Raw genomic sequence first — 22,673 nt, 5'->3', positions numbered from 1 at the left:
GTCAGCGGCGGGTCCGGGCGCTGCCGGCCGGGGTGTAGGGACGGGCGGTGGCGCGTGGCCGGGAGCTTCCGGCGGTGGTGCGGGCCCAGGTAGCGGCACGGGCAGCGGTGATCCGGGCCTGTCGCCAGGCACTGAGCTGGGAGGGCTTGACGGAGACCGACCAGGTACGGATCTGGGCGCTGTGCGGGACGCGTCCGCGTGGGCGCATCACGGGGTCCGGGCCGGCGAGTTCGGCTGAGAAGGCTTGGACCAGGTGCATTGGCGTGTTCGGCGTGAAGTTGGCAGTCCAGCCGTTACCCTGCTTGTCCTGCGCTCCGGTCCACCACATCGCCGAGCCGTCGACGTCCTGGTGGTAATGCATCCATGCGGTGCCGTCGGGGCTGGTCGCCGTGTAGTCCTGGCCCTCGAACCGCGTGTGCCAGTTCTGCTCCTGCAGAGGTGCCCAGACGTTGGGGGCGTGTGCGGAGCGGGGGCGGGTGAGGGCGTCGGTCAGACCGGAGACGATCTCCACCGGAGTCTGCTGGCCCAAGTGCGCGGACCACTCGGCGTTCGCCCCGTTTGCCCGGCCGTGGATGGTCCATCCACCGGGCAGGACGTAGGGATCGTAGGCGACACGGACGGCGCGGTCCGGGCTCTCCATGAGCAGCGGGCCCCCCGTTTTGGACTTGTCCCGCCAGCCCGAGGCGCGCAAAAACTCCGAGACGTGCCGGACATCGCCCCCGCCGGCCAGGGCGCGGGGCTGGACGAGGTAGTGCTGCTCGGCCTGCTCGTCCGGCCCCCAGCCCTGCCACTGCTTCTTCTTCACCGGCGCCGCCGCACGACGAGCGGTGCGGGCGCCGGGGGCTTCGCCGCCGCAGTGGTGGCGGGCTGGGTGCCGACGCGATGAAGGGTGCCTTGGTGTTCGTCCAGGTCGAGGGTGATGTCGTGTAGTTCGTGCGCGGCGCGGCCCAGAGCGAGCCACACCTCCGCAGGGAGAGTGCCTTGCTCGGCCTGGTCCTTGGCGAAGTAACTGCCGGTGGCGACGAGGTGAGTGACGCCGCCGAGAACTCCGTTGTCCGGGTCGAGGACGCGTGCGATGACCTGCGCTGCCTGGGGCGGGGGAAGCTGAGAGAGGTGGTCGGAGAGCTGGCCGAGCTGGCGGGTGATCTCGTCGGCCAGTCTCACCGGGTAGGGGGCTGGGTGGGACATGCTCCTCCGGGTGCGTGGACGTTCAGTGGTGGTGGCGCTGCCCGACGCGTTGCGCCTCGGTGGGGACGGCGTCCGGGCGGGCGCCGGCCAGTGGGGAGGCGCGGTCGGGGCCGGCCGTGATGCAGGCGCGTAGATAGCGGCGGAACAGGGCGGTTGCGAGCCGGGGTTTGAGCCGATGGCTGATCGGTGCGGGTGTGCGTTCTGCTACGGGTTTCTCCGTGGAGTTGGGCGGCGGGGAGGTGGGCGGCCCCGGGGCGGTGCCGGGGCCGCCCGGGCTCACGGGGTGCGGCGGGCCGGTGCGGGGGCGCGAGGGGAACTGGCGGGCGCCGGTTGCTGCGGGGCAGGGCGGGCCGCGCGCCCGGAGACGGTGCACGGCCTGCTGGTAGAGGGCCTCGTCGAAGACCTCGGGGTCGCAGTTGACCGTGTATCCGGCCAGGAGCAGGGCGGGGATGGCGCGGTTCGCCAGGCGTTTCTGCTCCTCGGCACCGAGGTGATCGGGCACGGTGTGCCAGAGGTAGAGCGGCTCGCCTGTGGGGTATTCGTGGCGTTCGAGGCCGAGCTGTTCCAGCAGGTCGTGGAGGCCGGCGGGAGCGCCGGTGGGGGTGTCGGTGCGGATGGTGGTCGTCAGGGCCTTGATGTAGATCTCTACGTCTGTGCCGTACTCGTCGGCCAGATTGGCCATACGTTTCTTCTCCGGGGTCAGCGGCGGCGGGAAACCGGGGACTGTGCACGGCCCGCTGCCGGTGTCGGGGCCGGTGCGGTCACTGGCCGCTGCGCCGGGCGGGCGGCGTGGTTGCGGGCGTGCAGGATGACGCGGGCGGCTTCGCTCAGGGAGTTGGCGGTGCTACCGAGCCGTGCGATGGGCTCGGGTTCCTCGCCGGGCGCGGCGCCGTGTAGATCACTGGCGGCGATCCAAGCGCGGACGATCACTTCTCTCGTCAGGGGCAGCAGCCCGTGCACGGGGGCCGCGACCTCGGTCAGGACTTCGGCCATCTCGCTGCTGGTCTCGGCGGCCGAGGCCCGCTCGGCGAGTTGGGTGACGTAGCGCAGGGCTGCGTCACGGTCGCCGTCGGGGGCGGCCAGCATGTTCAGGGCGGGGTCGAGGTGGACGCTGTGGCCGGCGGCGAGCAGGGCGTGCGAGGCGGTGGTCGCCTTCAGGCGCTGCTGCTCGATGGGCAGGCCGTGCGGAAGACGGTGGTAGTCCCCGCGGGGCCCGGGAGAGGTGAGGAAGCCGCCGGTCCGCTGAAGGACGTCTGCTGCCTGCTCGGTGCCGCCGATGGCCACGACCAGACCGGTGCGGGGGTCCTTGGTGATGGTGACGTACTCCAGGACCCAGAAGTCGGGCTCCGTCTGGTTCATCGCGTCCTGGCGGTGGATGTGCGGGCGCCAGCGGGGGCCGGCGGCATGGAGGCTGGGGCGGAGGTGGGCGCGTGGCGTCCGGCGGGGTGCTGGAGGGCGGTGCCGATGCCGAGCGCGTCGAGCTGCGGGCCGATCTCGCGCAGCGCGCGGGCCTGAGCCTGGGTGTCGTCGCCACTCAGGCGGTAGATGCCGCTGTGCGGGTCCTGGATGAAGCCGTGGGCGGCGAGGATGGTGCCGGCCCGGTCGTCGGCGGCGGCGGTGGCGACGCTGCCATCCGGCTGCCAGGTCAGGACGACCCGGTCCGGCTGGGAGGGCTGGATGCCGTCCAGGGTGTTGTGCCGGACCTGGGCGAGCGCACGGTCGTAGCGGACGAGGAGATCGCCGGCGACCTGCTCGGCGCCGAGGAACGGGTCGTCGGGCAGGGCGATGCCGTTGGGCTCGGGGACGCCGCGGTACGCCTCGTCCGGCAGGGCGTGCGGGGCGACGGCGGCGAGGAGGAAGCCGTCGCGTTCGTCGTGCCGGTCGATCAGGACGAGCTGGGCGCCGTCGGGGCGGCTGAGGACGGCTGCCTGCTGCAGGGGGCGTTCGGCCAGGGAGGCGGCGACCAGGTCCAGGTCCCAGATGCGGTCGGTGAGGTCGGCGAGGTCGTCCTTGGCGTCGCCCGTCAGGTGGGTGCTGGTCCAGGTGTCGGGGAGTTCGCCGGCGAGGACGTCTGCGTAAGAGGCAAGGCGCTCGGAGTTGACGTGGTCGTGCATGGTGTCCTTGGGCAGTTGCAGGGGCGTTAGCGGCGCAGGTGGGTGGCACCGACGGGTGGCGGTGCCGGGGCTGGCAGGACACGCGGCGGGGGCGGGCAGGCGCACACCGCGGAGCGTTCGGGCTCATGGTCGGGAACCTGCTCTGTGCAGGCGCGGCGGCCGGGGTGAGGGGCGTGTTGGTCGGCCAGCCGTCCGCGGGTGTGCGCGAGGTCGGAGCGGATGACGCGGACGTATGCGTCGGCGAGGTAGCGCAGGCGCCCGGCGGTGTACGGATCGCTCGCGTCGCCGAGGCCGTCGAAGAACTCCGCCAGGGCGCCGAGGGTTTCCTCGAACCCGGCGAGGATGCCGTCGTGGGGCGCGGTGAGTTCGGTGAGGATGTCGGCTGCCTCGGCGGTGTCGGTGGCCTCGCGCAGGCGTTCGGCGAGGTGGGAGACCGAGGCGCCGAGCGTGGGATAGCTGGCGGGGCGGGCTTCGGTGTCGAAGCGCTCGTCGCAGTCGACGTGGTACCCGACGGCCCGCAGGCGCCCTACGGCATCGGTGGCGAGACGGGACTCCTCGTCCTCGGTCAGGCCGGCGGGGGCGCGGTGGTAGCTCTCGTGGAGGCGGACGACAGCGACGAATCCCGCGCGCTGGAGAATGCTGTGCGCCTCAGCGTCGCCCCCGCGGGCGAGGAGTTCGCCGGAGTGGGGGTCACAGCGGATGTCCAGCAAGCGGCCGGTGGTGCGGGGCAAAGAGACGTTTCTCCTACAAAGATCGGTGGGCGGTGCGCCGGGCCGCAGCCGGTGCGGCGGCGACCCGGGGCTGGGCCAGATGGGCCGCAGTGGCGTACAGGTCCTGCTGAATCGCATGGAGGCGGCGGGCGATCAGCTCCAGACGGTGCGCCGTGTCCGTGCCGGCAGCCCCCGGTTGGCGGGCGATCCGGTAAGCGGTGTGCTCGGCCAGTCCGCGGACCGTGGCCAGCGGGCCGGCCTGTTCGTCGGCGAGCTGCGTGAGGACGCCGGCGAGCTGCGCCGATGCGCTGGGGACCGTATGGGCAGCGGACCACTGCGTGGTGCCGGTGCGGACGGGGAGCAGGTTCAGGTCCTGCTCGATGCGGCGTGCTTCGTCCACAAGCCGTCGCAGGATGTCGGCGGGAGGGGTGCGCCAAGTGCCGTCGAGGTGGATCAGGGTGGCGATCAGGTCCAGACGTCCGGGCTGGCCCTGGACAGCGATCCACCGCCAGCCGTGCTCTGCGGCACCGGGTACCTCGATACCAGCGGCCCGCGCGAACCGGTGGGCAGTTTCGGACCACTCGGGACCTGTCAGCTCCCGGTCGTCCGGATGGAGCCGGACGTCGAGATGGAGGATCGCGTGCCGGTCGTCGTCCGGGCTGGCGGCGAACGGATGCTCCAGGTAGGGATCTTCGAGGTGCTCGGCCCACTCAACCGATGTCCAGGTCCTCTGCTCGTCGTCCGGGGTGTAGTAGTCCAGGCCCGGCCAGTGGGCGACCACGGTGTACTCCGTCAGGCCCTCGTTCGGGGAAAGGGGCCGCCCGAGCGCCTCGGCCAGCGGTTCGCGCGGCGAGTGGGCCCTTGCATGCAGGCGGGGGATCACGACGTCGCCCCGCTCGACGTGCGGGTGGGTGACCGGTGCTGATGAAGGTCGCGGGCTGCACAGAGCAGCGAGCGCTCGCGGACCAGGTCGGCGTGAACCGAGATGTCTCCCGGCGGCAGACAGTCGATCGCCCTGTCGATGGCGCTCAGCCCCTCGTCGTACCGGCCCAGCCGGCGCAGGGCACCCGCCACGCGGAAGAGGACGATCGGGTCGGTGCCGGTGGCGAGGGCGGGCCGGGAGCTGAGGGCCAGACGCGCGGGCTGCGCGAGCTGTTCGACGAGGCGCTGGAGGGTGGGGCAGCGGAAGTCGAACCGAAGGGCGCTCAGGTACAGATGGGCCAAGGTGCGGGTGGTGACCGGATCGCGGTTCGTTGCGTGGACATCCTCCGGGGACAGCAGGTCCAGGACGCTGCGGCCGGCTGACCGTGCCGCCCAGGCAGCATCCGCGCACACCTCGGCTGAGGTTTTCCAGTCGGCCCGGATGCCGTGGAGGTCTTCGGCCAGGTGCAGCGGCCAGGAGGGATCGTCCGGCGTTGCGGTGGCTCGGGCCCTGGCCTTGTGGAGCGCAGCGGCACGGTCGGGGCGGTTCATGGGGGGAGTCACCGGCCGCCCCTGCTGTCTGCGGTGTGCACGAACTGGCCCAGAGCGGTGGTGGTGTACCAGCCGCAGTCGATCAGCTCGTCGCGGCCGGCGAACCGCGTAAGGAGGGCGTCTTCCATGGCCCGCAGGTAGATCAGGCAGTCCGGGCAGCGGCGCGAGAGGTGCACGAGGTAGCGGGGGTGAGCGGTGACGTAGGACTGGGCACCGCCAGTGGGATCACGCAGTCGCCATCCGTCCTCGTCGGTGGGGGTGTGCCAGGAGGGGGCGACGATGCGCATGGAGTCTCCCCACAGTTCTCCGCCGGCCACCCCCTTGAGGACGACGACAGTGTCCCCGGCCTGGAAGTGGGCGTGGGTGATATCTCGGGTGGGAGTGAGCGGGTCGGGGGTGAGGGCGGTGACGGGGGTGGGTTGATGGTCCCAGGACGGAGGGAGCACGCGGTTCCTTCCACGCGATGGCTGGCGGGGTGGGAGCATCAATAGTCCGGAGGAACGCCGGTTTGGCTAACCGGCGTTTCCCGGCTATGTTGCCCGCCGTCAGCGGAACGGGTTCTCAGATCCGCGGTCCGCCTCGGTGGCTGCGTCGAGGAGTTCGAGCAGGTCAGTGCCTTCGGCGTCGCGCTGGTCGATCCACCATCCGGCACGGGTGATAGAACGGGCCTTCTCCTCCAGCTCCGCCCAGTCCGCCTCGTTCCAACCGCCCTCGACCACCAGGGCGGTGTGCGCGGCCGTCATCAACTGATGGCGGGAGCGCTCACCCCAGTCCAGGGCCTTCTCCGGGCCCTCCAGTTGCGGCATGTCGAACTGCTTGGCCCAGGTGGCGGCTGCCTCCTGCTCCTCGGCGCGCTTCGCCGCGAGCCACTCCTGCTTGGACTCGGAGTCGGCGGCGCGCGCCGCCTTCCAGCAGTCGGTGCAGTCCTTCGACGCGAGCCAACGGGCGAAGCCGGCCCGCTTGTCGGCGGGGCGGTTGGACAGGTCATGATCTACCCGGTGGGAGCAGGCGTGTTCCACGGTCCAGTGCGTACTCACCCCCGGAGAACTCCGTTTGATGGGTGTCACGTTCGAGGTCGGGCTGCTGGTCTGGGGCTTCAAATCGAGTGCCTTTCGTAGTGGTCTGGAGTGCTTGGCGGTGGTCTCGGGGATGCTTGCGCCTTCTGCGTCGTCTCAGCGGGTCCTGCGGATGGCGTCTGTGGCCGCCTTGGCGATGGCGGCGGGAGCGCTGGAGGGCTGGGGCAGGTGCAGCAAGGTGGTCCCCGGCAAGTGGCGGGATTCCGCGCTGAGGGTGAGCTGGAGTACAGCGCAGCCGGCGGTCGTGAGCTGCTTGACGCGGGTGACGGCTTGAGCGGTTTCGTCGCTGCCGTACCGGGCGTCGGTGACGATCACGAGGAGGCGGCCGGCGCCGGGGCGGCTGAGTTCGAGGCCGTGGTCGAGTGCGTCGATGGCGTCGCCGAGGTTGTGGTGGCCGCCGGTGGCATCGAACGTCGTCACGCGCTCTGGTGCTCGGTGGGTGGGTCGGGTCAGCGCGGTCAGGTGCCTGTCGTAGGCGATGGTGGCGGTACGGGAGTCGGGGTCGGTCAGGGCGGCTGCGCGTGCCACGATCCAGGCAGCGGACGCGACGGGCGCGCAGGCGGCACGCATGGAGCCGGAGACGTCGACGGCGATCCCCACACGCAGCGGTGGGGTGGGGGAGTTCCGGCGGCGGGTGTGGGTGAACGGTTCCGCGGTGGGGACCGACCCGGCCGCGCGCTGAGCGTCGCGGGCGAGGGCCGCGCGCATGTTGAGGCGGCCGGGCGGGGTGGGGCTGGTGGTCCGCTCCTCGGTCCGCTCGCGGTAGGCGGCGGCACGCAGGGCGCGGCTCAGGCGCGCGGCGGTACTCTGCTCGGCGGCGGTGGGCCTGCGGGTGCCGGTGACCGGGTTGCCGGAGGGCGCCGGTGTGCCGTCGGGGTTGACGGTGGTGCCACGGGCGTTGAACACCGACTTGGCGGTGGCGGCGGCTTTGCGTCGCTGGCCGGCTCGCTGGGCGCGGTCCTGAGCCTGCGCCTTGGACCGCGACGCCATGGCGTTGGCCGCTGCGTCCTGTGCCGCGAGATCGGCCGCGTCGGTGGCTGCCGTGCTGTCCATGACGACCCCCACGGCGCTGGACAGCAGATCGGAGAGGCCCTCCGGCACGGGCAGGGCGGGGGCCGTGGCGTCCAGAGCGTCGCACCATTCTTGGCCGTGCGCGAGCATGGTCGTGGCGTCGTGGTCGGCGCACTGGTGAGCTGCGGTCCAGATGCGGGTGAGTGTGGCCAGCAGGTCTGCGCCCAGCACCTTTTCGCACAGATCGGCGACGGCCCGGGTCTCGCCGGCGTCCAGGATGCCGACGTCACGGCGGCCGAGGATCAGGGCCGCCACGACGGCGGCCTGCTCGATGCCCTGGAGGGTGGGGTGGGCGATGTCGGGCATGACCAGGGTCCGGGCGCTGGTGCGCAGGTACGTGCGGTCCGTGGGCCGCGTGATCAGGTGCGCGCCTTCGACGCGGCTCTCCTCCAGCAGGAGCGCGGCCTCGACGACGCGGGGGTTGGCTCCGGCAGGCTGTGTCCAGACGGAGTGGGCCGCGTGCGCGGCCTCGTGGACGAACACTCCCCAGGCGGCGGGATACCGCTCCTCGTCGCCCACGATCCGCGGATGGATCTCGTGGGGCTGAAGCGGGGCGAACAGACGGGCGTCGAACTCGACCTCGCCCAGCGTGGGGAAGTAGGCGGCCGGTGCGCCGCTGCGCGTGCCGGGGCGGCAGGTGACGAGGAGGTCCTGGCGGCCGGAGAGGGCGACGAGCCGGTCGCCGAGTTCGGCTCCCACGCGCAGCCACGCGGCCGGGGAGGAGCGGGGTTGCGCGGGCGGGGCGCCGTCGTCCTCCCAGCGCGCGAGGTCGGCGTCGTCGTCCGGCGTGGTGGCGGGGGACTGGACATGGTGGTGGGCGCTCATCGCGGGCGGCCCCGGTGTGTGGAGCCGGTGCTGCCCGGGGGCTGCCGGGCAGCCGAGGCGGGGAGCTGCTTGCCGAGGGTGAGAGGAGCGATCTTTTTGACGCCGACAGCCTTCATGACGGCGTCGGCGACGGCGTCGCGATCCTCCACAGGAGCGATGCCTACCAGGTTCGCGAGCGCGGCCTTGGTGCCGAGGACGGCCTCGGTCTTCTGGTAGCTGAGCAGTTCCCGCAGTTGGGGGGCCCAGCCCAGCTCGCCGAGTTCGACCTGACGGGAGAGGTGTCGGGCGACCCGGACCACCCGGGCATCGATCCTCAGGGCCAGGGCGAGGTCATAGTCCGTGCCGATCTGGATCTGCACGCTGAACCGGCTCGCGAGCGCCTCCGTCAACACCGCGCCGTGGACGCCGGGATTGTGGCCCGCCACCACGTAGAAGCCCGGCTCGGCCTTGATGGTCTCGCCTTTGTGGGCCTTGATCTGGATCTGCCTGCGCCCGTCCATCGCGGGATACAGCGCCGCCAGGACCTTCGGTGAGATCAAGGTGGCATCGTCGATCAGCAGGGCGCGGCCCTCGGTCATCGCGGTGACCAGCGGACCGTACTGGAAGACGTAGGCTCCGGCGTCGTCCTGTGTGTACTCGCCGATCAAGTCGCCGACCGTGGTGTCGCCGTCGCCGGCGACGGTGAGCAGGTCCGGGAACGCCGCCTCGACCAGACTCGTCTTGCCGGTGCCCGGAGGGCCGTAGAGCAGCACCGGCACGTCGGCGTCGCGCAAGCGATTCAACGCCTCGACGTCGGGCAGATCGGCCAGCTCCCGGGGGTGGTAGAGCTGGCCCCCCGCGCGGCGGATCGGGCCAGTCTGCCTGGGCGTGGCTGCTGCGGTGTAGGTCGTACGGGCCGTGGCCGCCTGAGCGCGGGGAGAGTGGGTGCCCGGTGGGCTGATCACAGCGGTCTGCGCGGCGGCGGCGGTTTTCCCGTTCGCGTGGAACTCCGGTTGACCGGTCCCGCTTTGGTCGGCCTCGCCGCGTCGCACCAGGGTGAGGGCGGCGTTGCGGACGGCGCCGTGGGAGTGGCCCAGCTGCCTGGCCATGTCCCCGATAGTGAGCTTGTCCGCCGGCCGGTCGGCCAGCAGTCGGGCCACCTTGGCCCGTAGTTCGCCGCCCTTGGTACGCGCTGGTCTGGTAGGCCCGGGTGTGGTCAAAACGAGAACCCTTCAACAGGTGTGGGTGGGGGAGGAGTGGGCGATGGGCTAAAGAGGCCGGCCGCCGTCGGCGCTCACCGGCCGGCCGAGGGCTCGGTCCAGGGGCACGGGATGGCTGGCGATGAGCAGCTGGCTGGCTGGCGAGCAGGCCCGTTCGTGAGCTCGGTACCGGGTCCCGTTACTCGGCAGGCGCAGCCGGGCGTTTCTTCGAAGCCGTCCTGGAGCAGGATCCGCCGGGCGGCGGCGTTGTAGCCGGTGGTGGTGATCTCGCCGGTGATGGTGTGCCGGATCGGTATGAACGGCACTGCTGGTGCTTCGGGCAAAGCGGATCTCCTATCGGTGGCGGGCGGTCATGCTGGCGCGGGGCGGCGGCGCGGGCGGTGTGGTGCCCACGGCCGGGCGAGGGCGGGTGCGCAGCACGGGGGTGCGGTGCGGGGGCAGGACGGCGACGGTCGCACCGAGGTCTTCGGCTGCCTCTTCGACTTCGCGGGTGAGGAACTCGATCTGCCGGCCCAGCGCTGAGAGGCGGGCGGCGATCTGGCGGCCCTGCACGGTCTCCAGGGCGCTGGCGAACTGGCCGCTCGTCTCAAGAAGTTCCTGCAGGCGGACCATCGGGCCGGCGGCGTAGCCCCGCTGGGCAGCTCCCAGGAGTGCGTTCGATGCGTCACCGGCACTGTGGCCTTCGACGACGTCGCGGATGAGGTCCTGCAGGGACAGCTCCGGGGCCGGTGTCGGGCGGTTAAACCGCGGCCCGGGCCCTGTCGGTCCACAGCTGCTGATCCTTGTCGGTCAGCGGAGCCCTGTGGTGCTGGCCGTCGCGCTGGCCGGCGAGGTTGCTGGCGATCGGGCTGTGGTCCGCCCAGGCGGTGAGGTGCGGCCACAGGGTCGCGTGCTGAGCACGTTCGGCGGGGGAGCCGGGCGCGGCCGGCCGGTCGAGGGCCCGGCGGATCTCGGCGGCGGACGATGCCAGGCCGTCCAGGACGGCCCGCCACCCGGTCAGGTACCGGGCGGGCGGCAACTCGTCGAGCGCGAGTCGGGCGGCATCGAGGAGAGCCTCGGCGTGCGGGGCGAGGTGGGTGGTGTACGCCTCCAGCGCCGCCTTGTCACGGTGGGCTCGTGCGGCTGCGGCGGCGTCTGCGTGGACGGTGCGGCCGTGGCGGTCGCGTGTCATGTCGAGGGCGGCATCGGTCTCGCAGTCGATGACGGCCATCCGCAGCCGGAAGTCGCGTGCTTTGCTGGCCAGTGCGGACGCTGTCGGCAGCGGACTGTCGGGGGCCGGGCTGTTCGCGGGTGTCATCGGGACCGCCCGGCGGCTGCGGCCGTCAGGTGGACGGTGGGAGCGTAGGTGGGCTTCGGCGGGATCGGCCGGGCCGACGGCGGGGTGGTGGTGGGCGGTGTGGAGCGCTGCGTCGTTCGGCCGGCGGCGGCCTGGGCGAGCCTGCTGCGTCGCTCCTGGAACCCGTGGGGCCGGACGGGGCGCAGCGAGCCGGTGGAGAGGGCCGGGTTGAGGCGGATGTCGGCCTGCACGGTGTAACCGTGGCGGCGCAGGTCGTGGACGGCCTGGCGGGTGCGGCGGACTCCGTCGCGCTCGGGCTCGCTGAGGCGGTACAGCCCGGGTTCACCGGGGACGGGCTCGAACTGCTCGCGCTCCAGGAACCAGTGGGCGAGGTGCTGGGGAATCGAGGAGGTGAAGGAGGCGACGAAGCCGTGTTCCTTGTGGTCGCCGAAGGAGAAGTGGGTGTCAGGGTGCAAAGGGGCGGAAGTCTCCGGACGTTGTCGGGGTGGAACGGTCAGTGGCAGCGAACCAGCGTTCCTGCCCGTCGGCCCGGTGAGGCGGCTTTCGGCGATGTCGGCGGGAGGACCCGTGGCGGGAGGGGTGACGCCTAGGCCGGGCTGGAGGGCAGTCGTGGTGCTGGCGCGAGCGGAGTGAGGGCTGGCATGCGGTCCTCGGCCACGTGCAGGACCTCGGAGAGGTTGCGGATGTCGGCGGCGGCGTCGGCGAGGTCGAAGGACAGGTCGAAGCCGTCGTCTTCCTCGGCTTCCTTGGCCTTCTCCCCGGCTGCTTCGAAGAACTCGCCGAGCTGCGCCAGCAGGCCGTCGGTGGGTTCCAGGATCTGGTGCAGCAGGGCAGCGGCATCCGCTGGTGACTCGGGTGCGTTGAGCCGGTCGGTCAGATCGCGCAGCGCGTCGCCGTAGACGTAGCGGGGCCAGGGTGTGGTGTGCTGGGGACACTCCGGGCCTCGGGCGGGGCTGACGGCTGGGCTGGGGGCACGTGTGAGTTTTCGTGGGGCAAGACGGGGTGCGGGAGCAGCCCAAGCTGGGCGAGGCGGTGGTCGAGCGCCTCGATCAGGGGTTCGGCGCTGCCGCCGTGGCGGGCTTCGGGCCGCTGTGGAGCACTGGGATCGACGGAGGGCGCCGAGTCGTAGATGACCTCGAACAGCGTCTGGTCGTCGGGGTGCTCGCGAGTGGCGATCCAGCCCCCCGGCTCATCGGGCGGTCGCTCGGAGGGCGGGTCGTGCGGCGGACTGATGATCAGGTAGCTGTCGTCGGGGAGCGAGACGCGTACGTTGTAGGTGCTGAGGCCGAATTCGATGTCGCACTGCAGCCCGCGTGCCCGCAGTGGAGTGATGATGTGTGCGTGGCGACGCCACAGCTCCCGCCACCCCGGCGTGTGCACGTTGCGGTGGTCGGGCAGTGGCGCGAGCGGTACCGGGCGGGGTTCCGGGGTGGTCGTTTCGTCAGCGGCCATGGCTCCTCCTGCGGCTGCCGCCGCTTGCGGCCCGCAGGTAGGCGTGCGGGTCGTCCGGGCGCAGGGGAGAGATCAAAGGGTGTGCTCCTTCCTGCCGGCGGGCAGAGAGGCGACGGCTGTGGCGTCGGGTTGGTCCGGAGTGCAGTGGGTCAGGGCGCGCACGGGCACGGCCGATGGAGAAGAGCTAACGGCGAGGCGCCGGGCCGCTGGTGGGGGGAGCGGGCGGCAGGCCCGCGGTAGCTCCCCGCGAGGCGTCGGCTGGCGCGGTGGGGGCTGGGGCTGGGTCATATTCGGCGCGCAGCCTCTTCAGACCGGCTTCGTCGGCGAGGGCCAGGACCGACAGCGCTCGGCTGGCCGCTGTCATCAGCAGGTGTGAAGGTGATCCCTTGGCCGCGTCGCGGTTCTCCTGCTTCCACCGGGCGGCGGCGACGAGGAAGTCGCTCAGGACGCGCAGTGTAGGTTCGGCGGCGTCCAGGACGTGGTCGGTGACCGCGTCGATCTCCGCTGGGGTTCGGGCTGCGGCGAGGGCGTCCAGGTATGGGGTGAGGTCGGGCGCTGGCCAGGGCTGGTCGGGTAGGGGGTGCGCGGCGCGGAAGGGCTGTGCGTCGCGTCGTGCCCACCGCTTCAGGTCGCTGCGGGTGGCGAGGTTGTACCGGGCGGCTTGGATCTGGTCGGCGTCGCGGCCGACGTTGTCGTAGAGCTCGAAGTCTGGGTCGCGGGAGATGATGCAGGAGTCCTTCGGGCTGGTGCGGGCTGCAGGTCGTTGCGGTCGAACTCCGCCGGGGTGGCGATCTGCCGCACGAACAGTTCACGGCTCCGGCGCGGTCAGCGGTGGAGACCGCCAGGCCGGGACGGCGGAGGCTCCGGCGGTCCCTCCCAGCGGGTCAGAGGCGCAAGGAAGCGCTGAACCTTTCAGTGCATCCGGGCGTCGGTGTCGAAGAGCGCCAGTTCGTGGCTGTGCAGGAGGTGCTGCACGATGAAGGATCGGCCGGCGACCTTCCACAGGCCGCGCCCTCGGTTGAGGTGGGCGATGGCGTCCATCTCCACGGAGGTCAGGCCGAGCAGGGAGGCCGCGGCGTGGAGCTGGTCGGTCTCTTGGCGGTAGATGATCCGGGTGGAGCAGTCGGCGAGGAGGCCCTCGGCCAGGGCGCGGCCCTGTGATCCGACGTCGCCGGCGGTGAGCAGGTCGGACAGCCGGTGGATCACCATGAGGTTGGCGATGCCGAGGCCGCGGCTGAGCTTCCACTGAGCCTGCATGCGCTGCAGGAGGCCGACGTGCCGCATCAGGCGCCATGCCTCGTCGTACACGATCCAGCGCCGGCCGCCGCCGGGGTCGGAGAGGGCGGATTCCATCCAGGCGCTCGCGCAGGTCATCGCGAGGACGAGGGCGGTGTCGTCTCCGGATCCGCCGAGGCGGGACAGATCGATGGTGAGCATCGGCGCGCTCGGGTCGAAGGCGACGGTGGAGGGGGCGTCGAACATGCCGGCCAGGTCGCCGTGAACCAATCGGCGCATGGCGTGGGCCAGGTCGCGGGCTGCGTCGCCGAGTTGGCCCGACATCATCCCGGCGGCCTCGTCGAGCGCGTTCGGGTTGTTGAGGGTGGCGGCGATGTCGCCGAGGAGCGGGGTGCGGTGTGTGTCGACGGCGCGGGTGACGACGGAGTCGAGGGCGACGTCCAGGGCGGTGTGCTCCATGGGCATCAGGTCCCGGCCCAGGACGGTCCGGGCCAGGGAGCCGAGCAGGAGCAGGCGCCGCTTGCGGATCTCGCCGACCCAGTCGGCCTCGGCCACGCTGTCCGGGCGCGGGGCCGCGTCCAGGGGGTTCAGGCGTCCGGGCAGTCCGGGCCCGAGCGCGACGGACCGGCCGCCGAGGGCTTCCGCGACCGGAGTCCACTCGCCCTTCGGGTCGCACGGGACGTAGACGCGGTAGCCGAAGGCGACCGACCGCAGCGCGAAGGACTTGGCCAGCGCGCTCTTGCCCTGGCCGATCACACCGGCGAGGAGCAAGTTCGGGTTGGTGAACCCCTCGACCTTGCCGTACAGAGCGAACGGGTCGAAGACGAATGACGCCTCGGCGTGGACGTCGCGTCCGATGTAGATGCCCTCAGCGCCGAGTCCGCCTTCGGCGAGGAAGGGATAGGCGCCGGCCGCGACCGCGGTGGTCATGCGGTGGGCGGGCAGCTTCAGCCGGTTCCCGCGGGCGGAGGCGGGACCGGGACGTCCGCTCGGTGGGTAGAGCGGGGCGGGCATCTGCTGCTCGGGGCAGATGCTTTCGCTCTGGTGGGCGCTGGCTTCGGCTCGTGCTTTGGCGGTGGCCTCGGCGAGCTGGCGGCGGGCGGCCTTGCGGCTGGCGCGGTCGGTGCCGTGGGGGGTGAACAGCGGGCTGGCGGACGCGCGGCGGGCGCGGCGGGCGGGCCGGTGGCTCATCGGGGGCCCTCGATTCTGCGGGTGGTACTCATCGCACGCAGGCTGTGATGTGCGGGCGGAGGTCGGTGGGGGTGGTCTTGCGGCGGACGACGTGTCCGGCGGCGAGGTGGCGTTGGCAGATCGTCAGCACGGGCGGGCCGTCGGGGAGCCGTTCCGGATGACAGGCGCTCGTCGCGGTGGTGGCCTCGGTTGTGCCGGGCAGCAGGTGGAAGGCGGCGTGGACTTCGGTGGTGGCCTGCCAGAGCCTGGTGTGGGCGGTGGCCAGGTGGCGTCCGGCGGCCGGGTGCAGGGGCCGGGTGTGGTTGGCGAGCCGGTCCAGGAGCTGGAGCAGGGCGGTGAGGTGGGCGTGCAGGACGTCGAGGTGCAGACGGTCCACGGGCCGGGGCGGGTCTGCGTCCGACGGCGCCAGGGATCGTGCGTGGTAGCGGATGCCGGCGCTCGCGGCGCGGAGGTAGGGGTGCGCGTCGTCGGGGCGCGGGGGAGAGGTCAAAGGTGGTGGTCCTTCCTGCCGGTCGGCAGGGCGGCGACGGGCGTCCCGTCGCGGGTGATCCGGAGGGCAGTGGGCCAGGGCGCGCACGGGAGCTGCTGGTTCACAGGGCGGTGCGGGCGAGCGGGAGCGCGGAGAGGGCGAAGGCGTCCGGCTGCTGGTAGTTGAGTCTGCGGAGGTCGACTCCGGAGGTGACGGCGTGTGTCTCGATCTGTGCGCAGGCGGCGTCCAGGAGAGCGTCGGTCTCGGCGGTGACGGTGACCAGGCCGGTCAGCGCCACGTCCGCGTGCCCGGCGATGAGCTGGCGCTCGCGGGTTTTGACGTCGGCGTACTCGACGGAATCCTCTTCGGAGTCGACCTGCCCGCGGCGGGCGCGCTCGTTGGCGTCGGCGATGATCGCGGCCTTCTTACGCTGGACGTCTCGCAGTGCGGACTCAAGCCCCTGCGGCACGTAAACAAGGGACAGGGTGCGGCGCACGCCGGCCGTGAACATGATCCCGTGCAGGAACCCGGCCCCCATCTCGGTTCTCGGCCAGTTCTCCACCCAGTACGTCGCGTGCCGCGCGCTGTCGGTGGCGAGGCGGTCGTACTCCTCGAACTGCACGACGGGACCGGCGGCTGCAGGGTCGGCCTCGGCACTGCCGGTCTCGGACCACTGCTGGAGCGCGGCGAGCGCCTTGGGGTCGTAGGCGGTGCGGATGACGGCGGCGATCTCCCGCGCGCTCAGCCACCCGGTGACCAACAGGCCGGCGTTGCGGGCGGCCTGGGCGATGGACGCGGTGGTCTGCTCCATGACGGTGAACGCCCCAGGCAGCCCTCCCCCGGCTTGCGAGATCAGGCGCCGGGCGGCCCTGAGGTCGAGGGAGATGGCGAGGTAGGTCTCGTGCGGAGCGGCGGCCGGGCCGGCCGAGGCGACCAGTTCGGAGTAGATCTGTCCGGCGACGGGGGCCTGGGGCTGCCCGTTCTGGGTCCAGTGGCGGGTGAGCGTGTCACCGCTGTCGGGCACGGTGCGCTCCAGCACCTGCACGGTGGCGACGTGCCCGGTGCGGGCGATACCTGCCAGCGCGCGCCCCCAACTGCTCACGTTGTGGTTCTGGGTGGCCGGGTCGAGAAGGGCGAAAGCACGGCTGCTGACGCGGGCGATGGCGGTCAGGGTCTGCTGGTGCGGGTCGTGGACAGCTGCGGCTCCGTTGGCGGAATCGCCGGGGGTGACAACCTTGAGGGAAGCGGCGGTGCCGGGAAGGTGGAGGACGCCGTCCTGCCGGGGCCGAGTGACGGGCCGGGCGAGCCAGAGGGTCTGGCCGGTGCGGCGGCGGAGCGCGTACCGGGTGACGATCGGTGCCCAGTCGATGAGGGAGCGGCCGTGGCGGCGGATCGCGACGAGTGCACCGGATGCCGCCCACAGCGGTGCCAGGGCAACGGCGCCGAGCAGCCCGGTGGAGATCACCGTCACCAGCAGCAGGGCCAGCGTGCAGGAGACGAGGACGAGCTGGGGCAGGGCGAGGCCGAGGAGGATGCCGCGGCGGCTCCGGTGCGGGAACTTCACCGTGACCGGGGCGATAGAAAGATCAGTCATGAGGGGCGGGTCCTGGAGGCGCGGGTGGAGTCCGGGGGCGGGAGGTGGTGTGCGCGTTCCGCCCTCGGGAGTCGGGCAGGGGTCAGAGGCCGGTCGGCGGCGGCGGAGCCGACCCGCTCGACGCGGCGCCCTGTGAGCCGGAGGACGGGGGTGCTCCCTGCGGAGGCGGTGTCGTCGGCGGAGTGGCCTGCCACCCGCCGCCCTGGCCGGACGCGGCATTCGCGCCGGATCCGCCTGGACCCGGGCTGCCTCCAACCTGGCCACTGGTGTCGTCGGACACACTGGTCGGCGCGGGCTGGACGGTCTTCTCCAGGCCGGACTTGACGGGGCCGCCGCCGGGCGAGCCTCCCGTACCACCGCCCTGCGAACCGTCCTTGTCTTCGCCGCCGCCGGTCGGGTCGGTGGCGACGTCGCCGGGGAATCCGCCGCCGTCGGGGCCTTGCGGTGCGGCACTCCCCATGGCGGCAGCGCCACCTGCTCCGGCTGCGGCGCCACCGGTTCCGGCGGTGGCCGCGGCTGCGGCGACCTTGCGGGCGGCCTTCTCGGCGTGGGCCTTGGCGATCTGGGCCCCGGTGCCACCGGCACGGTGGATGGACTCGCCGTCGGTGCCGTCGGCTGCCCAGTGCACGAACTTGAAGACCGCGTACGGACACAACAGCACCAGGACCATGATCACGATGCCGGACATGACGTCGGCGAGCGCGGCGATGCCGTCATTGGCTTCCGTCTTGCCCATTGCGGCGATACCGAGGACGAAGATGACGGTCATCAGGAGCTTGGAAACGACGAGGGTGGCGGTGGCTTCGATCCAGCCCTTGCGCCAACGTCGGGCGACCTCCCAGCCTCCGCCGGCGGAGGCGAAGACGGCGAGGGTGACCATGACGAGGATGCCGACCTTGCGGACCATCATCACGCACCAGTACAGGACGGCGCCGATGGCGGCACCCAGACCGGCGACGACCGCCACCAGCCAGCCGAGGCCGGCCAGACCGGGGATCTGGTTGACCTTCACGATGCGCCGTACGGCGGAGGCGATGTCCAGTTGCGCGGCGTGGAACAGTCCGTCGGAGAGCGCGTCGACTACTTCGATGGCGACTGTGGTCAGGGCGATGGCGCAGAAGGCGAACAGGACGCCGCTCATGGTGCCGGTGAATGCTTGTGTCAGTGCTTGTCCGTCGCGTCGGATGGCGGCTCGGACGAGCTGTGCGCAGAAGGTGGCGACCAGCAGGACCAGGCCCAGTGGCAGCAACATCTCGTAGTTGTCGCGGAACCATCCGGCGTTGAGGTCCACCTTCGTGGTGGTGTTGACCGCCTCGGCGGCCAGATCGGCGGATGCGGCTGCCAGTTCACCGGCAGACTTCGCCATCCAGTCACCGATGGCCTTGCCGGGGTCCGAGGCGAAATCGACGGCGTCGCCGACAGCGCACAGCTTGTCGGCCAGGGGGATGTCGCAGAAACCCACGGGGAGTTACGCCTCCTTTCTTGTCTCAGGTGCGGGTCACTGCGTGACACTGGGGGCGATAGCGGCCAGGGTGCAGTCGTGGTTTGGGCGGCACTGGACGGCGAGGGTCACGGCCCGTTCCTCGGTGCCGCCACCGCCCTTCTTCCAGCTGAGGGTCTGCTTGCCGTTGACGGTGACTACGTAGACGTACGCCTCGGTTATCGCGGACGGATCCTCGGCCAACGCCTGCTTGAACGCACCGGGGTAGTGGCCCTCGGTGACGTGGGCGGTGGCGTGCTGGTCCTGGTCGGCCATCCGCGACCACAGCACCGGGTCGGGCACCTGCCCGGCGACCGAGGCCCAGTCGGCGTACTTGGTCTCAGTGGTCATCCAGGCACGCATGCCGGCGAGCTGCTGGTCGCGGCTGGTGTCGCGGGTGTCGTAGGACCACAGCATCTGAGCCGCTGCCTTGGCGTAGGCGACCGGTTCGGCGATCTGCGGAGGCTTGGGTACCGACCCGTACCCGGAGGAAGGCTTGGGAGCAGCCTCGGATTGGGACGGGCTGCCCGTGGGAGCCGGTGGCGCGGCATCGGGAGTCTGGTGGCCGTTGCCACCGTCGGTCAGCAGGGCAACGACCCCGGCGAGGGCGAGCAGGACGGCGACAATGGTGGCGCCGATCGCGATGCGTCGGTTCGTCGACCAGCCCGAGCCGTACGAGGACAGCGAAGAGGCGGGGAAGCGTTTCCGCATCAGTGGACCTGCGATCCCAGGCCGGAGAAGAAGGCCACGATGCCGTTCGCGGCACCCAGACCGAGGGCGGCGCCGGCGGCGACGACGGCGCCCTTCTTCCCGTTGGCCTCGGCCTGGTGACCACCGGTGTGGTGGCCCCAGGCCCATACGCCGAGCGAGACGGCGAGGGCGCCGACGACGGCGATGATCCCGAACATGTTGATGCTGTTGACCACGTTCTTCAGCACGGCGAGGCCAGGCAACCCGCCGCCCTTGGGCGAGATACCTGGGTCGTAGGCGAGCTGGATGACGCGGTCTGCGAGAGGGACGGACATAGGCGTGGCAGGCTCCTTGCATACGCGGGCCAGGTGAGGGCCGGCGGGAAAAGCGAAGCGGAGGGGGACGTGCGCCCGGGGCGCGAAATTGGCCGCGGCGGCGGCTTGCCCCGACCTGCGTCGGGCAGAGGCGAGGAGAGCCCACTCCTCGGGCCGGGGCACGGCTTCGAAGCAGCCTTTTCTGCTCGGGGCCAGGGAGGGCTGCCGGGGCGCGCTACTTCGGAATCGGCGGCTTCGGTGCCGGGTTCAACGCGTACGGGTTGGCGCAGTCGTAGATCATGTAGCCGCGGATCTTCTTGCCGTCGGACTTCCGGGTCACCGCACCGCGGGTGTACCAGGTCTTCTCTGCGCGCTTGTACGCGAACTGGTTATAGGCGACCTTGTCGTGCCGGTAGGCGATGCCCACGACGGCGGACTTCTTCGAAGGATCCTTGTGGACCTTGTCCGCCTTGCACGAGATCGTCGTGTGGCCCGTGTCGTGCGCCTGGGCTGTGGAGGCGCTGGCCAGGCCGCCGGCGGCAACAGCGAGGCCGATCGAGCTGGCGGCGAGGGCACGCCGGACGCGGGAGGGGATTGTCACGTGGATGCTCCGGGGGCAGGGAGATAGAAGGTGGGCCGTTCGACTCGTCCTGCTGGGCGGTTCGTCGGGCGAGACGGCCATCGCGGAGGGGGTCGGCCTCCGAGCCCGGCTATCGGGCAGACCACTGGCGAGGTATCGCGGCGATGGCGGCTCACGGGCCTACGGTCTGACCGGGATCAGAGGACGCGGCGGACGGCGAGAATGTCCCAGTCCTTGATCGGGGTGATCCGGACCGGTTTGGTGGTGCGCGGCGCCTCGATCACGAGGCCCTCGCCCATGTACATGCCGACGTGCTCAGGCCGTGCGGCGCTGCCGCGGCTGAAGATCAGGTCGCCGGGCTTGAGGCGAGCGGGCGAGACCGCCTTGCCCTCGTTGACCTGCGTGAACGTGGTGCGGGTGAGCGTGATGCCGGCATGGGCGTACGCCTGCTGCATCAGGCTGGAGCAGTCGCAGCGGCCCATGGGGTCGGGGCCGTGCGCGTTCGTGCAGGATCCGCCCCACTGGTAGAGCGTGCCGAGTTGGTGCATCGCCCACTCGATGGCCGTTCGGGCCTTCGGGTCGGCGTCCTTGGGGATCGAGTAGCCCTTGGGGACGCTCCCTTCGGGGATGCGGCCGAAGCCTGACCCGTCCTGGCCCGGCGCACAGCCGGTCGTGCTGGTCGAGGGCTTCTCGCCCTGGTTCGTGTCCTTGCCGTCCGCGTCATCGCCTGCGCCGGGGAAGGTCTTGGCGATGGCGCTCTGCAGCGCGGTGGCCAGGCTTTCCCACTGCGCATACGCGTCCGGAAGACCGGACTTCTGCACGGCTTGGGCAGCCTGGGTGACGGTCATCTGCTGCCAGCCGTCCACCTTGAGCAAGTGCTTGTAGAACTGCTCGGAGGCGTAGACCGGATCACGGATCTGCTGGGAGCTGCCCCAGCCCTGGGAGGGACGCTGCTGGAAGAGGCCGAGGGAGTCGCGGTCGCCGTAGTTGAGGTTGCGCAGCCGGCTCTCCTGCATCGCCGTGGCGAGCGCGATGATCTGTCCCTTCTTGGGGACGTCGAGGGAGAGGCCGGCGGCCACGATCGTCTGGGCATTCGGGACCTGCTCGGCGGGCAGGTCCAAGCCCTCGACGTGCACGTCTTTGCCGGAGGCGCCGTCGAGGATCTTGGTTACCTGCTCGGCGACCTTGTCGCTGTCGATGTCGCTCAGGCAGTCGCTGAAGGAGCCGCTGCTCTGCACGGCATCGGCGGAGGAAGCCAGCATCATGCTGGCGCCGGCGAGCAGGATCGGGGAGAGGAAGACGACGCCGATGCCAGCGGCGAGCCCCTTCAACCTGAGCGGACCGCTCGCCGGTCAGCGGGTTCGGGCATGGATGGGTAGCGAGACGTCATGAACGGCTCCTTGAGGGTGCGGTGTCCGGCGTGTCGCGTGCGCGAGGCGTGGTGGAAGGGCGCAGCGGCCGGGTGGGCGATCGGAGACGGGCCGGCGCGGGGCGAGTTGCCGCTCGCTCCGTGTGTGGCCGCGCCGTGGGCTAGGTGTGCCGGGGCAGGGGGGTACCTCCGTGAGGTGTGGCAGGGGAGTAGCCAGCGGCGGTGTGCGCCGGGCGGTTCAAAAACAGTAGGCGCGGATCGGCGGTTGACCAAAAATTGCGGCGTGAGGTGCCGGAAACCGGCACCTGAGCACGGCACTTCTTGGTCGTCGGCGGATTCGGCTCTACAGTTTTTGGACTCCCCCCTCGCCTTCCTCCGCCTGTGGCCATGGGCTCTTGCATGCCCGTTTCCGGCCCGCGAGGACTCCTGTGCGAGGCGGGGGTTTCCCTCCGCGTTTCCGCACCCGAATTGGGGTTCCTCTTTGCCTTTTTCCCTGCATCAGGGCGACGCTCTGGCCGTTCTCTCCGGTCTCCCGGACGGCTGCGTCGACTCCGTCATCACCGACCCGCCGTACAACAGCGGTGGCCGGACTGCGAAGGAGCGCACCACCCGCTCCGCGAAGCAGAAGTACACCTCCGCCGATGCGAAGAACGACCTTGCCGACTTCACCGGCGACAACATGGACCAGCGGTCCTACTCGTTCTGGCTGACGCAAATCATGACCGAGGCCCACCGGCTGACGAAGACCGGCGGGACCGCGCTGCTGTTCACCGACTGGCGTCAACTCCCCACGACGACAGACGCCATTCAGGCCGCCGGATGGCTGTGGCGCGGTGTGCTGGCCTGGCACAAGCCGCAGGCAAGGCCCCAAAAGGGCCGGTTCACCCAGAACTGCGAATTCATCGTCTGGGCGTCCAAGGGGCCAATCGACGGCTCCCGGAACCCGGTCTACCTGCCGGGTATGTACTCGGCTTCACAGCCCTCAGGGTCCAAGCGCCAGCACATCACGCAGAAGCCGGTCGAGGTGATGCGCGAGCTGGTCAAGATCAGCCCCGAAGGCGGCACAGTCCTCGACTTCTGCGCCGGCTCCGGCTCCACGGGCGTCGCCGCACTGCTGGAAGGCCGGGACTTCATCGGCGTGGAGAAGACCGAGCACTACGCGTCGATCGCGGCCGACCGGCTCACCGAGACGATCTGCGCAACCCTCACCAACGACGTGGTTCTCGCCGTCTGATCCGGGCCCCCTCCTGCCGCCAACGCAACCGGCTCCCTGCTGAGCCGCCGGCGGAGCACCGCCGGAGCGGACGTGTGATTTCGCTGCCCGGTCCGTGCAGGACGCTTTCGC

Annotated in this window: 25 protein-coding genes and 1 pseudogene; 2 read left to right on the top strand and 24 right to left on the bottom strand. The window is 71.3% G+C overall.

Annotated elements, in window-relative coordinates; all coding sequences use genetic code 11:
- Window position 1: 1 nt before the first annotated feature.
- The 15 genes and pseudogenes from VM636_RS07230 to VM636_RS07160 form a co-directional block, all read right to left on the bottom strand.
- A complete protein-coding gene (locus VM636_RS07230; protein WP_338484024.1) occupies window positions 2–805 on the bottom strand; it encodes a DUF317 domain-containing protein in 804 nt (267 codons plus the stop codon).
- Window positions 802–1,188 carry a hypothetical protein gene (locus tag VM636_RS07225; RefSeq protein ID WP_338484022.1) on the bottom strand — a complete coding sequence of 129 codons (387 nt, stop codon included), beginning with the start codon at window positions 1,186–1,188 and terminating at the stop codon, window positions 802–804. Before VM636_RS07225 ends, VM636_RS07230 begins: the two co-directional genes overlap by 4 nt.
- Before the next feature lie 22 nt (window positions 1,189–1,210).
- Window positions 1,211–1,870 carry a hypothetical protein gene (locus VM636_RS07220; RefSeq protein ID WP_338484020.1) on the bottom strand — a complete coding sequence of 220 codons (660 nt, stop codon included), beginning with the start codon at window positions 1,868–1,870 and terminating at the stop codon, window positions 1,211–1,213.
- A gap of 17 nt (window positions 1,871–1,887) precedes the next feature.
- The gene (locus VM636_RS07215) at window positions 1,888–2,547 is read right to left on the bottom strand and encodes a hypothetical protein (protein WP_338484018.1); all 660 of its coding nucleotides are present in this window, start codon (window positions 2,545–2,547) and stop codon (window positions 1,888–1,890) included.
- Entirely contained in the window at window positions 2,544–3,302 is a 759-nt protein-coding gene (locus VM636_RS07210) for a hypothetical protein (protein ID WP_338484017.1), read from the bottom strand. Before VM636_RS07210 ends, VM636_RS07215 begins: the two co-directional genes overlap by 4 nt.
- A 26-nt stretch (window positions 3,303–3,328) precedes the next feature.
- Window positions 3,329–4,033 (bottom strand): hypothetical protein, encoded by a 705-nt coding sequence (locus VM636_RS07205; protein ID WP_338484015.1) that lies wholly within the window; start codon window positions 4,031–4,033, stop codon window positions 3,329–3,331.
- A gap of 13 nt (window positions 4,034–4,046) precedes the next feature.
- The gene (locus VM636_RS07200) at window positions 4,047–4,895 is read right to left on the bottom strand and encodes a relaxase/mobilization nuclease (protein ID WP_338484013.1); all 849 of its coding nucleotides are present in this window, start codon (window positions 4,893–4,895) and stop codon (window positions 4,047–4,049) included.
- Entirely contained in the window at window positions 4,892–5,497 is a 606-nt protein-coding gene (locus tag VM636_RS07195) for a hypothetical protein (protein ID WP_338484011.1), read from the bottom strand. Before VM636_RS07195 ends, VM636_RS07200 begins: the two co-directional genes overlap by 4 nt.
- Entirely contained in the window at window positions 5,494–5,931 is a 438-nt protein-coding gene (locus tag VM636_RS07190; RefSeq protein ID WP_338484009.1) for a hypothetical protein, read from the bottom strand. Before VM636_RS07190 ends, VM636_RS07195 begins: the two co-directional genes overlap by 4 nt.
- 99 nt (window positions 5,932–6,030) lie before the next feature.
- Window positions 6,031–6,522: a hypothetical protein gene (locus tag VM636_RS07185; protein ID WP_338484007.1), complete on the bottom strand. Its 492-nt coding sequence runs from the start codon at window positions 6,520–6,522 to the stop codon at window positions 6,031–6,033.
- Window positions 6,523–6,657: 135 nt separating this feature from the next.
- Complete coding sequence (locus VM636_RS07180; RefSeq protein ID WP_338484005.1) at window positions 6,658–8,457, bottom strand: hypothetical protein; 1,800 nt, start codon at window positions 8,455–8,457, stop codon at window positions 6,658–6,660.
- The gene (locus VM636_RS07175) at window positions 8,454–9,596 is read right to left on the bottom strand and encodes an AAA family ATPase (RefSeq protein WP_338484003.1); all 1,143 of its coding nucleotides are present in this window, start codon (window positions 9,594–9,596) and stop codon (window positions 8,454–8,456) included. Before VM636_RS07175 ends, VM636_RS07180 begins: the two co-directional genes overlap by 4 nt.
- A 134-nt stretch (window positions 9,597–9,730) precedes the next feature.
- Window positions 9,731–9,952 carry a hypothetical protein gene (locus VM636_RS07170; protein WP_338486320.1) on the bottom strand — a complete coding sequence of 74 codons (222 nt, stop codon included), beginning with the start codon at window positions 9,950–9,952 and terminating at the stop codon, window positions 9,731–9,733.
- A gap of 37 nt (window positions 9,953–9,989) precedes the next feature.
- A pseudogene (locus VM636_RS07165) lies at window positions 9,990–10,953 on the bottom strand (hypothetical protein).
- A complete protein-coding gene (locus VM636_RS07160) occupies window positions 10,950–11,408 on the bottom strand; it encodes a hypothetical protein (RefSeq protein ID WP_338484001.1) in 459 nt (152 codons plus the stop codon). Before VM636_RS07160 ends, VM636_RS07165 begins: the two are co-directional and overlap by 4 nt.
- A 203-nt stretch (window positions 11,409–11,611) precedes the next feature.
- On the opposite strand from VM636_RS07160, the gene VM636_RS07155 reads away from it, so the two are divergent.
- Window positions 11,612–11,803, top strand: a complete 192-nt coding sequence (locus VM636_RS07155) for a hypothetical protein (RefSeq protein ID WP_338483999.1) — start codon at window positions 11,612–11,614, stop codon at window positions 11,801–11,803.
- A 23-nt stretch (window positions 11,804–11,826) separates the two neighbouring features.
- Here VM636_RS07155 and VM636_RS07150 read toward each other — a convergent pair whose 3' ends face one another.
- The 9 genes from VM636_RS07150 to VM636_RS07110 all read right to left on the bottom strand — a co-directional run bounded on the left by VM636_RS07150 (window position 11,827) and on the right by VM636_RS07110 (window position 21,290).
- Window positions 11,827–12,405, bottom strand: a complete 579-nt coding sequence (locus VM636_RS07150; RefSeq protein ID WP_338483998.1) for a hypothetical protein — start codon at window positions 12,403–12,405, stop codon at window positions 11,827–11,829.
- A 912-nt stretch (window positions 12,406–13,317) separates the two neighbouring features.
- On the bottom strand, window positions 13,318–14,832 hold the full coding sequence (locus VM636_RS07145; protein ID WP_338483996.1) for an ATP-binding protein: 1,515 nt from the start codon (window positions 14,830–14,832) through the stop codon (window positions 13,318–13,320).
- 28 nt (window positions 14,833–14,860) lie between these two features.
- The gene (locus VM636_RS07140; protein WP_338483994.1) at window positions 14,861–15,322 is read right to left on the bottom strand and encodes a DUF6238 family protein; all 462 of its coding nucleotides are present in this window, start codon (window positions 15,320–15,322) and stop codon (window positions 14,861–14,863) included.
- A gap of 100 nt (window positions 15,323–15,422) precedes the next feature.
- A complete protein-coding gene (locus VM636_RS07135) occupies window positions 15,423–16,895 on the bottom strand; it encodes an SCO6880 family protein (protein WP_338483992.1) in 1,473 nt (490 codons plus the stop codon).
- An 82-nt stretch (window positions 16,896–16,977) separates the two neighbouring features.
- A complete protein-coding gene (locus tag VM636_RS07130) occupies window positions 16,978–18,357 on the bottom strand; it encodes an ATP-binding protein (protein WP_338483990.1) in 1,380 nt (459 codons plus the stop codon).
- A 36-nt stretch (window positions 18,358–18,393) separates the two neighbouring features.
- Entirely contained in the window at window positions 18,394–19,086 is a 693-nt protein-coding gene (locus VM636_RS07125) for a hypothetical protein (RefSeq protein ID WP_338483988.1), read from the bottom strand.
- Window positions 19,086–19,400 (bottom strand): DUF6112 family protein, encoded by a 315-nt coding sequence (locus VM636_RS07120; RefSeq protein WP_052836973.1) that lies wholly within the window; start codon window positions 19,398–19,400, stop codon window positions 19,086–19,088. The genes VM636_RS07125 and VM636_RS07120 overlap by 1 nt, the downstream gene beginning before the upstream one ends.
- Window positions 19,401–19,614: 214 nt before the next feature.
- Window positions 19,615–19,980 carry a hypothetical protein gene (locus VM636_RS07115; protein WP_338483984.1) on the bottom strand — a complete coding sequence of 122 codons (366 nt, stop codon included), beginning with the start codon at window positions 19,978–19,980 and terminating at the stop codon, window positions 19,615–19,617.
- A 176-nt stretch (window positions 19,981–20,156) separates the two neighbouring features.
- A complete protein-coding gene (locus tag VM636_RS07110; protein WP_338483982.1) occupies window positions 20,157–21,290 on the bottom strand; it encodes an NlpC/P60 family protein in 1,134 nt (377 codons plus the stop codon).
- Window positions 21,291–21,809: 519 nt separating this feature from the next.
- On the opposite strand from VM636_RS07110, the gene VM636_RS07105 reads away from it, so the two are divergent.
- Window positions 21,810–22,562 (top strand): site-specific DNA-methyltransferase, encoded by a 753-nt coding sequence (locus VM636_RS07105; protein ID WP_338483980.1) that lies wholly within the window; start codon window positions 21,810–21,812, stop codon window positions 22,560–22,562.
- Window positions 22,563–22,673: the final 111 nt, after the last annotated feature.

The sequence above is a fragment of the Streptomyces sp. SCSIO 75703 genome (assembly GCF_036607905.1).
Lineage (GTDB): Bacteria > Actinomycetota > Actinomycetes > Streptomycetales > Streptomycetaceae > Streptomyces.
The sequence above is the reverse complement of the archived record's forward strand: the minus strand, read 5'-3'. Positions and strand labels throughout refer to the sequence as shown.

What these genes read in the sequence shown, in the direction of transcription:
- VM636_RS07225 (WP_338484022.1), bottom strand. Translation starts at nt 1,188, where the DNA reads ATGTCCCACCCAGCCCCCTACCCGGTGAGACTGGCCGACGAGATCACC.
- VM636_RS07220 (WP_338484020.1), bottom strand. Translation starts at nt 1,870, where the DNA reads ATGGCCAATCTGGCCGACGAGTACGGCACAGACGTAGAGATCTACATC.
- VM636_RS07215 (WP_338484018.1), bottom strand. Translation starts at nt 2,547, where the DNA reads ATGAACCAGACGGAGCCCGACTTCTGGGTCCTGGAGTACGTCACCATC.
- VM636_RS07210 (WP_338484017.1), bottom strand. Translation starts at nt 3,302, where the DNA reads ATGCACGACCACGTCAACTCCGAGCGCCTTGCCTCTTACGCAGACGTC.
- VM636_RS07180 (WP_338484005.1), bottom strand. Translation starts at nt 8,457, where the DNA reads ATGAGCGCCCACCACCATGTCCAGTCCCCCGCCACCACGCCGGACGAC.
- VM636_RS07150 (WP_338483998.1), bottom strand. Translation starts at nt 12,405, where the DNA reads ATGGCCGCTGACGAAACGACCACCCCGGAACCCCGCCCGGTACCGCTC.
- VM636_RS07145 (WP_338483996.1), bottom strand. Translation starts at nt 14,832, where the DNA reads ATGAGCCACCGGCCCGCCCGCCGCGCCCGCCGCGCGTCCGCCAGCCCG.
- VM636_RS07135 (WP_338483992.1), bottom strand. Translation starts at nt 16,895, where the DNA reads ATGACTGATCTTTCTATCGCCCCGGTCACGGTGAAGTTCCCGCACCGG.
- VM636_RS07125 (WP_338483988.1), bottom strand. Translation starts at nt 19,086, where the DNA reads ATGCGGAAACGCTTCCCCGCCTCTTCGCTGTCCTCGTACGGCTCGGGC.
- VM636_RS07120 (WP_052836973.1), bottom strand. Translation starts at nt 19,400, where the DNA reads ATGTCCGTCCCTCTCGCAGACCGCGTCATCCAGCTCGCCTACGACCCA.